The sequence below is a fragment of the Paenibacillus sp. 01T442 genome (assembly GCF_056398345.1).
Genome location: NZ_JBFTPF010000001.1, coordinates 436,567 through 452,153, shown reverse-complemented (window position 1 = coordinate 452,153; position 15,587 = coordinate 436,567). Strand labels below are relative to the sequence as shown.

The following is a 15,587-nucleotide window of genomic DNA, read 5'->3' as shown; positions in this document are numbered from 1 at the left end:
AAACAGGATCAACAGCGTACATAAGGCAAACGATAAACCATTCTCATCTTCCTTCCTATCCCTTCAGCGCCCCAGCCGCCACGCCTTTAATCATGTACTTCTGCATCAGCAGATAGAACACAAGGAGTGGTGCTACACCTAGTAGCAACATCGGGAACAAGCTAGTCCAATCCACCGAAAACTGTCCGATATTTCGAAACACTTCCAGTAGAATAACGTTGTTTTCTCGCGACTGCAGGAACAGCAGCGGATTCATAAAATCGTTCCACACATTCAACGTCGTGACAATCGCGACAGTCGCAATCACCGGCGTTAGCAGTGGAAAAGCAATTCGCCAAAATGTCGCCTGCACCGAGCACCCATCGATAAAAGCAGCTTCCTCTAGCTCCAGCGGCACAGAAGTGCTGATAAAGCTGTGAAACAAAAATATCGCAATGACACAGCCGTTCCCAATGTTCACCACAATGACGGCCAAGAGGTTATCCATCAGCCCTAGGCTGTTAATTAGCTTATATAGACTAACCAGTCCCATTTGAAACGGAACCATCATACCTGCTAGAAATAAGTAGAAAATAAACTTGTTCAGCGCATGCACTCTCCGAGCTAACGCGTACGCCGCCATAGAAGAAAGCAAAATAATTCCAACGACGGATACCCCCGTCACGATGAGCGTATTGAGAAATACGCGCGGGAATCTCATCGTTTTCCAAGCTAAGATATAATTATCTACGTTAAAATGAGTAGGCAAAGACAATGGACTGAACGTTGCTTCATCCGGTGTTTTGAAGGTCGTAACGATCAGATAATACACGGGGATGAAGAATAAAGCAGCAATGACAATCAATAGCACTTCGAAAGAGCCATTAACGGCTCGCTCACGAGAGGAAAGCTTCATGTTCATTGAATTTGTTTCCCCCATTTCCCAAGTACGCGCATCATGACTGTCGTGATGAACATAACAACAACGAAGAATACAACACCGGATGCAGCTCCCTTACTATAAAAACCTTCATTGAAAGACGTCTTGATATAAGCCGTCATAATCGTCTGCGTCGCATTGCCTGGGCCCCCATCCGTTAGGGCAAGGATGATATCGAATACTTTAAGTCCACCAATCATAGCTGTAACGGCTACGACATTAACAGATGGCTGCATAAGCGGCAGTGTCACCTTCCAGAACTGCTTCCACGATGAGGCACCGTCGATATCGGCAGCTTCATACAAATCCTTCGGGATACTTTGCAGATTAGCCAGAAAAATAACCATGGCCCACCCCGTCCACTGCCACAACTGCGTGACAACAACAGAATAGAGTGCTAGATCGGCATCGCCGAGGAAATTAATTTTTGCTAAACCTAGTGCAGTCAAACCATTGTTGATTAGGCCGAAATCTGACGTCGACATCAAATAATTCCATAGAAATCCAATGATCAGCGGGCTGAAAACCGCAGGAAGAAAAAATACGGATCGCAGCACATTGCGCGTGAGCAGCTTACGATCTAGAAAAACAGCCAGCACAAGGCCGAATGCCGTTTGAAATACCGTCATTAATAGGGCATAAATGAGTGAATTTTTGAAACCTGCGAGCAGCAAATCATTATTGAAAATACTCTCGTAATTTTTGAAACCTACGAAGCTCAAGTCAGTCATTTTGGAAATCGAGTAATCCGTCACACTATAATAGAACATCGATAGAAACGGATACACGGCGAACACGAGATAGAACACTAGCGCAGGCAGGATCAGCATGCCATAGTTCAATTCTCTTCGCAGCAGTTTCAGTCGCACAGCCATCCACCCCTCTAGAAAACTTACGGCAGCCACTTGGTGTTGCCAAAGGACCGCCGTAGGTTTCAATATGAAATTACCTTGTTATTTATTTCTTCATTAACTCAGCAGTCTTCTTGTCTGTCGCTTTAAGTGTTTGGCTGACATCACTTTTCCCACCAAGCAACTCTTGGAAGTGTTTTCCATAATCTTCGATAATGGACTGTGCGTTGTCGCCCCAATTGTTCCACGGCGCATATACGTTACCCGCTTTGAAGGTTGCTTTCACACTCTCGTATTCGCTAGGCATCTCAAATTCGACACCTTTCAAGTAGCTGCTGCCGCCCTTGTTATCATTCCAGAAAGCTTTCTGTCCTTCCGGTGTGGAGATCAAATCCAGTACCTGTTTCACAGCATCCGCGTTCTTCGATTTACTGTTCGCAGCAAAGCCTACACCTGGGCCTCCAATTAACCAGCCTGCTCCTGGCGTGGAGCCATAGAACGGAAACATATCCACTTTGATATTCGGATTCTTTTTCTTGATGGCTTCCATAGCCCAAGGTCCAGACTCCCACATCGCAGCCTTGCCTGTCGCGAATTCATCCAGCGCTTGATCATAGTCGACACCCAGCATATCCTGTGTGATGTAGCCTTGCTTGATTAGCTCCGTCCATTTCTCTAGTGCACTGTTCCAGCTGCCTTCGAGCATTTTTTGACCTAAGCCGTATTGCACATCGAAGGTTTTGTTCTCTGGTTTAGACAAGAAATCGTTCATGACAAGGCCCATCGAAGACTTCATCATCGGCTCCCAGGACTTGGCCCCCATGGCTTGCGGCTTCACGCCATTCTTTTTCAGCGACTCGTGCAATTTCAATTCCTCATCGAATGTTGTTGGCGGTTTCAAGCCATATTTGTCAAATATCTCTTTGTTATAGAAAATCCCCTCAAACCAGCTGATTCCAGGGAGCGCATATAGCTTACCATCTTGCGTATAGACGTTTTTCCCTGCATCATTGTAGCGATCCGCGAGCGAGTTCAAATCTGCCAAATAACCCAATTTCGCATACTTGGCACTGGTCGGTGGACTCACCGAAATGATGTCTGGACCCGATTGTGCAGCTAACTGGGTAGCTACGATGTTATCAAACTGCTTATTATCGATAAATTGGTACTCGAGTTCAATATTCGGAAGCTTTTGCTTAATCAAATCTAACAGCGACTTCACGCTATCCTCTTTGTTCCAGTAAGCCATTCTCACTTTCACTTTCTCCTGCTTGGTGACTGGTGTTGCGGACGCATTGGTATCGCTTGCATTTTGGCTTGCACAACCTGTGAGCGCCATGGAAGCTGCCAAACCTACAGATACAAGCATCGTCGATATTTTTTTCATCGGATGACCCTCCCGTTATATGCTGATTACTGATCGTTCGAACCGGTTCTGATACTCAGTATATCGGAAGGTGGTCGTGCACAATATCTAAGATTTTTTGGAATGCTATGAGAAAATAACTTTACTTTTTTGAGGGCCGCTGCATCCTAAATCAATAAGTTACGTATACGATGTAGAAAGGAGTTGTGTATAGCATGAATGATCTTGAACGCAATCACCATCCAGAAACTACAATTGAGCTGCACAAAGCTCTTCATGAAATAGAAGCCTGGGAAGCGGAACAGAAAGATCTTTGGTTCTGGGAAAAGCTTGGACGGTTGCCCTTCCAAGTGCTGGACCGCTTAACGCCGAAGTTTTTGAATAAAAAAATAGGTGAAGCCTTGGACGAGCTCGGGAATTATTTGCAAGCAGGTGGACGGTATTTGATTTCTGAAAAGGGGACTCTGCGACATGTTGAAGAAGTGTTTGAGCGGAGTAGAGGTGAGCGAGATGAGCATTCTGAAGGGCTTACGATCGAAAAGGTAGGTACTACTTTACCTCTTCAGATTTTGGATGTGACCGCTGATGAAATTGTCCAAAGTCGTTCGAAAATCGCTACCTTGCAAGGCGCAACGACGGGTATCGGCGGGATCCTCACACTCGCAATCGATATTCCAGCCATCCTTGGACTGTCCTTGAAAACCATTCAGGAAATTGCTATTTGCTATGGCTATGACCCCAAAGATAAGCAGGAACGGATCTTCACGATCAAGGTACTGCAATTCTCATCCTCCGACATTGTGGGCAAAAAGGCCATTCTCGATGAGCTGGCGAACTATGCCTCTGTGGATAAGGAGAGTGTGCAGATGATCTCTCAGCTTCAGGGCTGGCGCGAGGTATTCGCTACGTACCGCGATAATTGGGGATGGAAGAAGCTCTTTCAGCTCATTCCGATTGCTGGAATTCTCTTCGGCGCTTGGATCAACCGCGGGACGCTGAAGGATGTAGGCGAAGCCGCGAAAATGCTGTATCGCAAGCGGCGTGTTCTCGAACGCTTACAAGCCCAAGTCGATGGTTAGCTGAAACCATCCCCATCCCTAGGAAGCGTTCAATCTGATAGTGGCCACGAATGACCTCGCCTCTTCTTCGCGGATAGTCGATCCATGCTTCATATACCCGTTTAAAATAGGGAATCACGGTTAGCGGCCCTCCTTCACTCTTTTTTACCTACATGTGACGGGGCAGCGATTCCGTCATTTCTTTGTTATCTTTTTGCAGCAAAAAGATAAGGATTCCTATGCACCCGCAAATGGCAGCCGCAATTAACAACACTGAAATCGGCAAGTAATCGGATAGACCCGTGCTTATTAATGGCGCGATAGAGCCGCGAATACCAAACAGCATTAAGTGCAGGCCGAAAACGACTGCCTCTCTTCCAGGAACAACACGAAAAATATAGGCAAGAATTCCAATATCCCAGATGGCATCGCCTATTCCCTGGATTCCGCTGCCAATAATCACAGCAGGATAATTCCCGAAAATCCCATACAGTAAAGGAACAATCGCGAACGCCGCTAATCCATAGACCAACGTTTGCTTCGCAGAGAATCTATCAATCACCCAACCAACAACGAAATATGCCACCAATAAACACACATAATAGGAAATACGTGCAAGCGCAATTTCAATGTTGTTCAACTGCAGCTCTCTGACTTGGATGATCTGATAGAGGGGACTCGCCAATATGTTACCGAAGCCAGTCAATGTCGTTGCTGCAAAAAATACAACCAGCTCCCGGTGATTTCTCACAAGCTTGAGTTGTTCCTTAAAAGTGGATTTACGAGCCGATACTGTCGTTGGTAAAGCAATCTCCTTAACGCGGGCTAGGAAAAGAATCGATATAACACCTGTAATGGCCGCAGTGATCAGCGGTCCACTCGGTCCTGATTTATCCGTCCACGAACCGACTAAGTAGGCAAGTGGAATCATAATAGCTCCCATGGCCACTCGTACGTAGCCCATTAGCCGGCCGCGCAATTCAGGCTGATACATGCGTGTAATTAGCGCAGGATACGCCGGTGCTTGTATGCCCATTAGTAAGTAAAAAACGATGGCCGTCACCACATAGACGCTGGGAGCACCAAAAAATGCCGGAAGCAACAATAGCGACCTGCCAATTAGATTCGGGATGATGACAAAAGGTTTGGGATTCGATTGTTCGATTCTCCCTGCCCAAATCGGCGAGAACAGCAGTCCAATCGCCGGAGCGGCTGCCAAAATCCCGACTTCCAGATTCGTAGCCCCTTGTCTAATAGCAAGTGCGATGTAAAACTGATTAAAGACCACATTAAAGAGACTAAATAAACAGGCTGCACCAAAATCACTATACAAGTTATGCTTAGTTGCCGGGCTCATCTGTAAGCCTAGTTTTTGAAACACTCTGTTTGCCAGCATGGCTTTACTTCCCCTCATATATCATGTCTGGCCTTGAAGTCTGCGATCCAGCTTCCCCTGGACGAACCAAGCATACATGGCAAACCCGGCAAGCAAAGCTACCGCGGTCAGCAGGAAAGGCAGCGAATAATGATTGCCCGCCAATATGTAGCCCGCCCAGTAGGAAGCGATCGTATTCCCGATGCTGCGGGAGACGGTCCGCATGCCTGCGAACAGGTTGCGATCTTCCTCCGCTACAGCCGACATGCATTCGCTGTCCATCAAGTTGTTCAGCATCGTGAAGCCCGTCCCGCGAATAAGCAGCAGAATAGCGAATACGGCGGTCGGCATGACGAGTGCCATCAGCGCTACGACAACGATGTTGTACAGAAACAGGAACACGAACGTCCTGCGGCTCCCCCATCGCTCTACGACGTAAGGCATGACGATTGAGCCGATAAAGAAGAAAAATCCGGACAACGCCAACACGCCGGAGATATTCCCATCCTCCATCTGGAATCGGAATTTCAAGATGACATTCAAGAACGGACTCAGCATCCCGAACGTAAAGCCAGAGTTGAAAATCAGCAGAGAAAGCAGCAACAGGAAATACAGAGCATGCCTTCTCTTCGGCCGCTCCGAGGGCTTCCCTGCTTCGATGTCATTCTTCCCATCTGCTGCGGTGACATTGACTTCTGTCTTGGCATGACTAGACGGCAGCAGCAGTCCCCGCAATATGCCCGAGAGGCCTAAGCATCCGCCAGCCACGAAGAAGGCATATTGGTACATCGTTGTATGTCCGGGCATCCATTCGGGCAGATAACCACCGAGCCACGTGCCGAGTCCGGTAAATAACGTAAATATCGCGAACAAGAGCGAATAGGCACTTGTTTCCTCTTTTTTCGTGCGGCAATATTGGAAAATCAATTGAATTTCAGAGTTCAAAATCGCTGTAATACCAAGCGAATACACAAGCTGCGCGACGGTGACCGCGACAATACTGGTCCCGATACCAAAGAGCACGAGTGCAAGGAATGCCAAGAGCATACCGATGACGAGCATCGTTTTGCGTCCGATAAGCTTCACGATGAACCCAGCCGGCAAGCTGGCCAAGCCAATGGTCAATGCCCCAAGTGACGTTATCTTGCCGATGTCGCCTTTGGTGAAACCGAGGTCTAATAAATGTAAGTTAAGGATGAGGCTAGAGATCCCGACTCCGACGCCAAACAAGCTTTCCGTCGCAATGAACCGCTTCACGTTAGGCGATAAATCACGAACTAAATTTACGGTATACGTCCACATAGATGCACCTTTTTTCTTGTTGTTATGGCTCTATCTTACATGGCGAGGGCACCCAAGTTCAAATTTTATTTTACAGTTGGTTGATTCTTAGTTCGAGTGTGGCGTGGCCGAGTTGGAGATGTCGCTTATGCAGTTTAAATGGAAAAACTCCATCTATTTCCTTCGAAAATTGCTGATTTAGAACTTCATTTCATTTATCATTGCAATCCCCCCATAATGATTTCGCTTTCTTTGTGCTTATTGTAGGGGAGAATTCTCCGACATAGCTAGGTACAATTGCAGATCGCACGTACACTTACCGCTGCAGGCAGGGTACATCTCTCATTCGGGCATCCAATCTCCCCTTCAGTAAAACCACTGATACTAAACGTCCTCGATGATATTGGGAAGATCACGGTTTCATCTGATCTCATTGCGAAAGTGGGCGGCGTTATTACGAATGTACCGGACATCTTTGCTGGTGCCAGTTCATGGGCCTTGCCTGAGTTGAAGCAATCGTTCGGGCTCGGATTGACAACCAGTCACCGACTCCAGCTCCATCTCGAGTTGGGCGCAGGATGCCATGAACTTCGTTGTGAACTACGGCATCATGAATGGGGACGCTGGCAACAAGCTCGATCCGCAAGGGAATACCACGCGGGAGCAGGCGATCCTTCTCTCGCTGCGCACGTATTTGGCAACAGCGGTGCTGCAGTAGAAGTAGGCTGCATGCTGCAGCGGCATGAGTTTAAAGAGGCTGTCTCTAAAGTCAATTAGACTTTTAGAGACAGCCTCGATTTTCGTTAATGAGCGATGAGTAAGGAACCTGCTYCCCGCAATTTAACTGGATTTTCTCCATGTATTTGAAGCGGATTTCTCGAATTCGAAAGATTAACTGTATTTCCTGTAGGTAAATTCCTTCGATGTGCTCATTTCTTCAAGTTTCATACAAATTAAATGTACCTTTTCCATCTATTCACGAAAATACGTCAGATTCAAGCAAATTAGCTGTAGTTTATGCATCTAAAGATGAATCGGCAGTCGTCTATTTAATTCGTTGCAGGATTACCATGAATGGATCCATGTCGACCATTGCCGGATTCATCATTGGCTCCATCTTTGAACGTCCAATATCCTGCAAGATTCGGATCATTTTGTGTTTCAGCATGGTTGTTCATGTCTGCTCGGATTTGAGCTTCTGATCTGGCCACTGTCCAGAATCTGACCTCACCGATTTGGCCGTTGAAATATCGAGCAGCTTGGTTTGAATTCAACTTATCTAAGAAATCTACGCCGATGGTCATTGGGGAGGAGTTTGTACTGTAACCAACATTCCCTATCTGGGAATCCAGTACGCCATTTATATACAACTTCATGGTGCGAGAAGTTCCATCGTATAAAGCTGCCAAATGGTACCATCTATTCAATTCAAGGTTGATTACTGAATCAAGATCCCCTCCATCGCTGAAGTTGATTTTATTATAATCATTATAAATAGGTGGACCATCGCTTAATCGAAGCGTAAAGGAAGCCTGATTGTGTTCTTGATACTTAGACACAATTCCTGTCTTCCATTTAAAAGCCTCCGGTTTCACCMAAGCTTCAATCGTAAACGACGAAGAATTATAAATTTCGTCATGCGTGATTTGCACATAATCATCGACACCATCAAAATCTAAAGCCTGATAAGGCCCAGCCTCTGGTTGAACAGGTGGAATCTCTGTTGCTGTCACAACAGACACAGCATTCGACTCTCCCGCATGTATGCCACCTATTACATCCAATTTAAATTGATATGTCGTGTCCGGCATAAGCCCGTTTACGATATAAGTCGCTTCGTTAACGCTTAGCGACGCTACTGTAATAAAATCTTCGTCACTCGCACGCTTCCTAAGCAAACTCACACTTGTCGCCCCAACTGGCTTGCTATACGTAAAGGTCGCATATGTGGCTGTTGTAGCTGATTGGACAACACTCAGATCATCAATAGGATTTACATTTGCGATGGGGTCCATCCTAGAAAGTAAATAGGCAATCTCATCTTGGGGAACAAACTCGTTATCGCCATTCATATCCCATTCTTGATGATCAGGTAACTCTAAAGCAATCGTTGAGATATCTTCGATCGTGAACGCTCCGCTTTGATGAACAACGAAAGGAGGCAATGTGAAATGATGCCAATCCATGCCTACTAGCACTTGTGCCGTAAGCATATGTACACCATTGCTAAGTGCTGGCAAGGCCATCTTTACAACCGAATATCCCTCAACGTCTTTCTTAATCAGTATCTCTTCGCCCTCAAAAATCTCAATCTTGGCGCCAATTGGGGCTTGCATGACGACTTCCGTTGTCGTGTTCGTTATGACTGTTTGCTGAGGTGAGATTACAACAATAGGTGTAGAAGCGGTAGCCTGATCATCATACCCCAACAAAGCGTAGCCGCTGGAAACTAGCAAAACTGCCCCCAGAATGAATCTAGCAAATTTGGTCCATGTCTGTTTCATTGTCAAGCTTTTCCTCCCGGTCGGATAGATTGCTTTGAATTATAACAAGAATTGTGTTTACGATAATATCGACACTGCCATTTTACCAAACGAAGTTGGATACGAATAGCGTTTTTTTAATAAAAGAAAAACAGACAGCTGCACACCAGCTGTCTGTTTCTTCATCCGCTTCAAACAAACCAAAGCTTCAACGTTTTAATTTCAAAAGGATTCATGGTCACGGCGAGATGATCTCCACCAAATTCAACTTTCGTTTCCTTCGTACGTTCGACCAGATCACATTTCTTCACATCTGCAAGAGACTCGGTAAATGGAAGCTTCACCGCTACGTGCATATCGAGCAGGTTTTGGAATCGTATGACGTAAGCGTCGCCTTGCTCCGCTTTTTTGAAGGATAACACATGGATCCCCTCTACGCCCTCTTTCAGGAAACGATACCCTGCTGGTCCTTCCAGCTTCCAACCTACGGTCACCTGAGGCGGCATGCATGCTTCGGCGGCTAGCTGCTGTACGCGTCCTGCCCTCCAATCCCCCGCATGAGGTACAATCCGGAAGGCATATTGGAAACTGCCGCAGATCCATTGCGGGAAATTCGTCCCCCATTGATTGTTAAATAAGTTGAAATGTAGGTTTGGCTGTTCAGGAACGTACACTTCTTTGGCATATTGGTAAATCCMCTTTTCACCGATGGAAAATAGCGGTGTATCGAAAGGAATGATCGTTAATCCCACTTGTTCATCCTGTACATCAACCCATTGACTAGCGCAGTGAAGCCGTGAATTCGCACCTTTCTCAATATCTTCGAGCGGATTGACGACGCTGCCTAATTTCTGAAACCGATAATTCGGCTGATCCGCATTTAGTGCGAACGTGAAATGCCCACTCTCGGCATACGCAGTAGCTGCTTTACGATCAACTACCACTTTTATATCTGCAAAAGGTTGGCTTGCTTCCAAGCGGATCGAGATGCCGATTCCTTCGCCATTTCCAAACTCCTCGTAACTTTCATTTGGCGTCGTGAAGTCAATTTCAATGCTGCCCCAGCCTTCACCATTGGAGATCCTAACATCTGCAAGCTCCAGCCCATAACGCTTATGCTCGATTCGAGGATATCCCGGTTTACCGAAATCGTTTACATACCAATCCATGAGATCATAGCTGTATGCTTTTACAAAATCCAAAATCTCCTCTTTCCCGTAAACATCGTATTCGTATTGCGCGAACTTTCCATTTAGGGCCCATTCCTTCTGATTCTGCTTATCATAAAAGCTGGTTATACAGCCTGTTTGCATGCTGACCACGATGCGTATCGCATCGTTTTCTAATATCGCGTTCTCAGCGTCTTTCACCGCGATTGCACCTGCAAGAACGTCGTCCAAGCTTTCCGCATACTCAAAAGTTCGATACCCCATTGGTGCCAATTCACCAATATAGGCCTCGCCCGTTTCATTAACGAAATAGGCTTCCCTCGTTTCTCTATCTGTGAGCGTACCCCGCTTATGATTATGCAGCGTGATCTTCGCATTCTGCCGCTCCCATGCAAGCGGATTATACACACCAATGACATTCGAATCTATGGCTGTAAAAGGCTGCACTTCGTGGAGCGCTTTCTCAGCTTGATCTATGTAGTTTTTCTGTTCGGCCCAAGAAGCCTCCGTCTTAAGATAGGACTCCGGAAACATGGCACGGTCTTTCTGAATCGCAGCTTTCCCAAAAGCGCGCTGGCTGTTGCGGCCAGGCAATAAATTCGATTTAATATCGATTCCCCACGTATGCTCGCCGAATAGCAGCGTGTGTTCATAAGCCTCCGCTATGGCATTCTTATGATCATCACCACCACGGATGCTTTGCAGCTGCTCGAGCGTTGCTAAGCTTTCCCGTGTTGCAATATCCGAGCGCATCCTCCGTACACGGGACACTTCCTCGGGATACGTTCCAACCCCATGAATCCAGGTATCGGCTAAATCCTTGCGAATCACTGGGATATCTGGATAATCCCTGGCCACAAAATCGCGTGTAAAATCGTCCATCGTCCCGATTTTCACCTCGGTATCCGGATACTTACTCGCAATCTCATCCAACAAGTCTTGCACCACAGAGCCATCCTGCGGACCATAGTTGTCTTGCGTTTGCAGCAGCGCTATCCAAATGGGATAGGGCCAGTCCTCAGGCGGCGTCAGGTCTGTGCCATATTCCCCTTTGGAATAATAAGTTAAGACCCTGCTGCCATCCGGACCTTCCCAATGAAACAGCCGAGGCAAATCAACCGGTGATGAACAAGCATTTACGCCTAGATGCAGAAATTCAATGCCTGCATTTTTCAATAAGGTAGGCAGCATCCACGTATGACCGGGGACATCCGTCATTTTGGCGGAAATAGCCGTGTGTCCATAGTGATCACGTAACTTTTCCGAGATGTATAATCCCCTGATATATTCTTCGGTGCCGCAAAACTCCGTATGTGTCGTAAAGGGAAGCCCATGCCAACGCAGTTGTCCGTTCGTAATCAGGGCCTCCATTCTTTCCTTTTTATCCATATCCGGCGTATCCAAACATTCCTTCAGCATCCATGCAGGCAGTGTCCATACATAATGGTGGTCCGGTCCATCCTTCCTTGTGTCCTCACATACTGCTAGAACGTCGTTCATCATCTCTTCTCTATATTGGGAGACGACGTTACTGGCCAAATCCGTAAAACCCAAGTCTACGTGAGTTTTAAAAACAACATATATTTTCTCTAGTTGCCTCACTGTTCGCTTCGTATTCATCATCTATCCCCCTTCTTTACTTGCACCAAAGCCGAAATATTTCGAGAAGTGATAGATTGAACGCCCATTTCAATAAAATGCTTCATCTCCGCTTCTGTATTGACCGTCCAGATGTACACATCAAGACCGTGATCTTTTGCAGCCTGAAGGACCTCGGGCCCTACAACACGATAGTTCACGTTGAGACCAAAGCAATTCGCGCTCAAAGCGTCCTCGCAACTAATTTGAACGGCTTCCATCTCATTTTTGGCTTGAAATAAGGAAGCCTTTACGTTCAGCAATTTGCGTAAGCGATGATCCGTTCTGTTAACTTGTTTGGCACGATCGGTTTCACATCCGCTTAGAAGGATCCTCTCCACTAATCTGTTCTTTTCAACGAATCGGGCAACAGGTTCAATGCAGGCATCCGATTTCACATCCAGATTCATTTTCTTATCGGAAGCCTGCAATAGGGGAATAACTGACTCCAAAGATAAGATGCGCATCGTTTCGCCAGGTGACCCGTTATGGGCTTTGATATCCAACTGACTAAGTTCAGCAAAACGCATTTGAGAAATCTTAAACAAGGTTCCATCTAGCGAATAAACAAGATCATCATGAGAAAGCACAAGGACCCCGTCGGAGGTGATTAAGATATCTTCTTCCACAATATCTGCCCCGCTAAGTAGCGCTGTTTCTATGGAAAGCAAACTATTATCAGGTGTGCCCATACACCCCGTATGTGCCGTTAGTAAGGGATATGTCTTCAACATCTTTCACCTCAACCTAGGATAGTTGGCATCCCCTTTCTAGGAATGCGCCTGACTGACTACTCGACCGATGTTATCCAATGATCTTACATCGGACTCTGTCCCAATTACAAAATCTAAGGCGCGTATCCGTTCCATTGCCAAAATGAGTTTGACAGGGTTCTGAACGTTCAGAACGAACTGGATATGCAAGATCGAAGCTTCTCCCAAGTCATCCGTAGCCGTCGCTGCTTCATGTCGAATCATTTTCACATTGACGATTTGAAGTCCCTCTTCTATGAGCGTATTGACGATTTGACCAAGGGCGATCKGGTTATTCCGGGTTTTAATCGACAACTCTTGATTTCGCCGGTTGCGCATGAGATATTTCTCCCATTTATTCAGGACCAGCAGACTGATCAATAGAAGAGCAGTGCAGCAAAAGGCTGCATATTGAAAGCCGGCACCAATGCACAAACCAATGGCGGCTACGACCCAAATCGAAGCTGCTGTCGTTAAGCCGCTGATGACCGAGCCATTCCGCAAAATAGCACCAGCGCCGATAAATCCAATACCACTGATCACTTGAGCCGCGAGTCGCGCCGGATCTAGCCGAACATTCGGTTCATTCACAAATTGAGAAAATCCGTATATCGAGAGAAGCATGATCGTAGTAGATCCCAAACAGACCAGAATATGTGTCCGGAATCCTGCCGCATGGTTATGCAATTCCCGCTCGATCCCTACGGCTCCCCCCATGAGAACGGCCATCACCAGTCGCAAAAGCAGTTCTCCGTGACTAATGGTCCAAATACTTGCTGTTGCCGTCATGCCGGGCCACTTCCTTCTTGTATGTGACTGAATTCGCAAGACAAACAGCTTCTTTCACCATGAAAGAAGCTTTATCTGCAACGAACTCACTACTTCTTGATTTCCTCAAGGGGCGCGTGATGCCCATAAAACGTCTTTTCCCTTAGAATCGGGGCTGTCCATTTCACAGCATTGGCAATGACGCGTTGCACATCTTTGTTGTGGTAGGTAGGATACGTCTCATGGCCTGGACGGAAATAAAAGATTTTCCCTTGGCCGCGACGATACGTGCATCCGCTGCGGAACACTTCTCCCCCCTGAAACCAACTGACAAGGATTAATTCCTCCGGTGTAGGAATATCGAAATGCTCTCCGTACATTTCCTCTTCTTCCAAATCGATATACGGTCCAATMCCCTCTACGATTGGATGGGAGGGATCCATGACCCACAATCGCTCTTTCTCGTCCGCTTCTCTCCATAGAAGATCACAGGAAGTGCCCATCAGTTTGCGGAACAATTTGGAATGATGACCAGAGTGAAGTACGACCAGCCCCATACCCTCATGTACACGTTTGCATATACGATCAACGACGTTATCTTGAAAGCCCTTATGCTCAACGTGTCCCCAATAAATAAGAACATCCGTCTGATCCATCTTTTCTTGGGTTAACCCATGCTCAGGCTCATTGAAGGTTGCACAGCTTATTTCAAATCCATCCTGACGAATGCCATCAGCAATAGCTCCATGCATGCCTTTGGGATAGATCCGAGCTACCTCTTCTTTCCTTTGCTCCTGAAGGAATTCATTCCATATCGTGACTCGGATCATACGAGCTCCTCCCTTTTCACATATGAATGGTGTGATAAGCTTCTCGTTACGCCGTCTTGCGCTGAATCTATGATAGCTTGCAGCACTTGTTGGTTACGGTATCCATCGATAAGAGTCGGGAGCGAAGAAGAGTTCTTTTGCTCCAAATAATCTACAAAGTCCTGCAGCATCGGCTTCACCGATTTCTCATCCAGGTGAATGACAGATTCGGTCAGTTGTAGATTTTCGCCCGATCTGAGCGTCAAATGAACTTCATTCGGCTTCTCGACTGACATTCGGACCGTCCCCAAGTCCCCAAACAAGGTAACGTTGAATTGATTACCCGTACCAATCGCATTCTTATGCGTATAAAATGACCCCATCACGCCGCCTTCTAGTACACACTGGAAGCCAGTAAAATCATCCACATCGACTTCGGCGTAGTCCCCCGTTCGCTTATCCAACCGGCGATCCGTGAATGTGGTCATCATACCTGACACCTGCGTAAATTCGCCTACAAAAAAGCGCGCCGCATCCACCATATGCGAGCCGATATCCGCTAAAATGCCGGATCCCGCCATGGCTTTATTAAATCGCCATGTGTACGCTTTGTTAAACATTGGCGCGTTCTCTTCTTGTAAATAATGCGCAGCGATATGTCGGATCCGGCCTAAAGCACCGTCCGTAACGAGCTGCTTCACGTATTGGAAGCAAGGTCTATACCGATATGAAAATCCAATCATGCAGGGGATCGGATTTTGCTCATACAAGGCTATTAATTCATCCGCTTCCTCCATGGTTCGGGTAAAAGGCTTCTCCGAAAATATCGGTTTACCGCATGCAATCGCCACTTTCAAGATGTCACAATGAAATTTATTGGATACCCCTGAAATGATGAAATCGATGTCAGGATCGGCTATGAGGGCTCGATAATCCGTGTATCGCTTCTCAGCTGGCAAATTCAGCCGCTCACCGACCTGTTCCACCGCTTTCGCATTCACATCACAGATGGCGGCAACGTTGGTATTGGCAATTTTCGCAAGATTGTTCATATGGTAATCACCGATACCGCCAAGGCCAATAATGCCTACACGCCATTGTTTAGTACTCATCATGTT

The 15,587-nt window shown here is 46.6% G+C and carries 13 protein-coding genes; 2 read left to right on the top strand and 11 right to left on the bottom strand.

The features are described from left to right. Positions 1–55: 55 nt before the first annotated feature. The 3 genes from AC1DLM_RS01895 to AC1DLM_RS01885 all read right to left on the bottom strand — a co-directional run bounded on the left by AC1DLM_RS01895 (position 56) and on the right by AC1DLM_RS01885 (position 3,157). Positions 56–901 (bottom strand): carbohydrate ABC transporter permease, encoded by an 846-nt coding sequence (locus AC1DLM_RS01895; RefSeq protein WP_441987802.1) that lies wholly within the window; start codon positions 899–901, stop codon positions 56–58. Continuing rightward, the gene (locus tag AC1DLM_RS01890; protein WP_477568907.1) at positions 898–1,794 is read right to left on the bottom strand and encodes a carbohydrate ABC transporter permease; all 897 of its coding nucleotides are present in this window, start codon (positions 1,792–1,794) and stop codon (positions 898–900) included. The genes AC1DLM_RS01895 and AC1DLM_RS01890 overlap by 4 nt, the downstream gene beginning before the upstream one ends. An 82-nt stretch (positions 1,795–1,876) precedes the next feature. Next, positions 1,877–3,157, bottom strand: coding sequence for an ABC transporter substrate-binding protein (locus AC1DLM_RS01885; RefSeq protein WP_477568906.1), 1,281 nt, complete (start codon positions 3,155–3,157; stop codon positions 1,877–1,879). 194 nt (positions 3,158–3,351) lie between these two features. Between AC1DLM_RS01885 and AC1DLM_RS01880 the strand changes: the two genes are divergently transcribed. Further along, positions 3,352–4,215 carry an EcsC family protein gene (locus tag AC1DLM_RS01880; protein ID WP_477568905.1) on the top strand — a complete coding sequence of 288 codons (864 nt, stop codon included), beginning with the start codon at positions 3,352–3,354 and terminating at the stop codon, positions 4,213–4,215. Between the two features lie 148 nt (positions 4,216–4,363). Here AC1DLM_RS01880 and AC1DLM_RS01875 read toward each other — a convergent pair whose 3' ends face one another. Both AC1DLM_RS01875 and AC1DLM_RS01870 read right to left on the bottom strand, forming a co-directional pair. Beyond that, positions 4,364–5,590, bottom strand: a complete 1,227-nt coding sequence (locus AC1DLM_RS01875; RefSeq protein ID WP_477568904.1) for an MFS transporter — start codon at positions 5,588–5,590, stop codon at positions 4,364–4,366. 21 nt (positions 5,591–5,611) lie between these two features. Further along, complete coding sequence (locus AC1DLM_RS01870; RefSeq protein WP_477568903.1) at positions 5,612–6,871, bottom strand: MFS transporter; 1,260 nt, start codon at positions 6,869–6,871, stop codon at positions 5,612–5,614. A 276-nt stretch (positions 6,872–7,147) separates the two neighbouring features. On the opposite strand from AC1DLM_RS01870, the gene AC1DLM_RS01865 reads away from it, so the two are divergent. Next, complete coding sequence (locus AC1DLM_RS01865; protein WP_477568902.1) at positions 7,148–7,627, top strand: hypothetical protein; 480 nt, start codon at positions 7,148–7,150, stop codon at positions 7,625–7,627. Between the two features lie 272 nt (positions 7,628–7,899). On the opposite strand, the gene AC1DLM_RS01860 is transcribed toward AC1DLM_RS01865, so the two are convergent. From AC1DLM_RS01860 to AC1DLM_RS01835, 6 genes are all read right to left on the bottom strand, one after another. Then, a complete protein-coding gene (locus AC1DLM_RS01860) occupies positions 7,900–9,354 on the bottom strand; it encodes a LamG domain-containing protein (RefSeq protein WP_477568901.1) in 1,455 nt (484 codons plus the stop codon). Positions 9,355–9,524: 170 nt separating this feature from the next. Next, entirely contained in the window at positions 9,525–12,125 is a 2,601-nt protein-coding gene (locus AC1DLM_RS01855) for a DUF5054 domain-containing protein (protein WP_477568900.1), read from the bottom strand. Further along, positions 12,122–12,874 carry a glycerophosphodiester phosphodiesterase gene (locus AC1DLM_RS01850; protein ID WP_477568899.1) on the bottom strand — a complete coding sequence of 251 codons (753 nt, stop codon included), beginning with the start codon at positions 12,872–12,874 and terminating at the stop codon, positions 12,122–12,124. The genes AC1DLM_RS01855 and AC1DLM_RS01850 overlap by 4 nt, the downstream gene beginning before the upstream one ends. A gap of 36 nt (positions 12,875–12,910) precedes the next feature. After that, positions 12,911–13,681: an MgtC/SapB family protein gene (locus AC1DLM_RS01845; RefSeq protein ID WP_477568898.1), complete on the bottom strand. Its 771-nt coding sequence runs from the start codon at positions 13,679–13,681 to the stop codon at positions 12,911–12,913. Between the two features lie 89 nt (positions 13,682–13,770). Beyond that, the gene (locus AC1DLM_RS01840) at positions 13,771–14,490 is read right to left on the bottom strand and encodes a ThuA domain-containing protein (RefSeq protein WP_477568897.1); all 720 of its coding nucleotides are present in this window, start codon (positions 14,488–14,490) and stop codon (positions 13,771–13,773) included. After that, positions 14,487–15,584 (bottom strand): Gfo/Idh/MocA family protein, encoded by a 1,098-nt coding sequence (locus AC1DLM_RS01835; protein WP_441987789.1) that lies wholly within the window; start codon positions 15,582–15,584, stop codon positions 14,487–14,489. The genes AC1DLM_RS01840 and AC1DLM_RS01835 overlap by 4 nt, the downstream gene beginning before the upstream one ends. Between the last annotated feature and the right edge of the window lie 3 nt (positions 15,585–15,587).

Excerpts from the sequence above, each read along its gene's own strand:
- AC1DLM_RS01895 (WP_441987802.1), bottom strand. The coding sequence starts at position 901 with ATGAACATGAAGCTTTCCTCTCGTGAGCGAGCCGTTAATGGCTCTTTC.
- AC1DLM_RS01890 (WP_477568907.1), bottom strand. The coding sequence starts at position 1,794 with ATGGCTGTGCGACTGAAACTGCTGCGAAGAGAATTGAACTATGGCATG.
- AC1DLM_RS01885 (WP_477568906.1), bottom strand. The coding sequence starts at position 3,157 with ATGAAAAAAATATCGACGATGCTTGTATCTGTAGGTTTGGCAGCTTCC.
- AC1DLM_RS01880 (WP_477568905.1), top strand. The coding sequence starts at position 3,352 with ATGAATGATCTTGAACGCAATCACCATCCAGAAACTACAATTGAGCTG.
- AC1DLM_RS01875 (WP_477568904.1), bottom strand. The coding sequence starts at position 5,590 with ATGCTGGCAAACAGAGTGTTTCAAAAACTAGGCTTACAGATGAGCCCG.
- AC1DLM_RS01870 (WP_477568903.1), bottom strand. The coding sequence starts at position 6,871 with ATGTGGACGTATACCGTAAATTTAGTTCGTGATTTATCGCCTAACGTG.
- AC1DLM_RS01850 (WP_477568899.1), bottom strand. The coding sequence starts at position 12,874 with ATGTTGAAGACATATCCCTTACTAACGGCACATACGGGGTGTATGGGC.
- AC1DLM_RS01835 (WP_441987789.1), bottom strand. The coding sequence starts at position 15,584 with ATGATGAGTACTAAACAATGGCGTGTAGGCATTATTGGCCTTGGCGGT.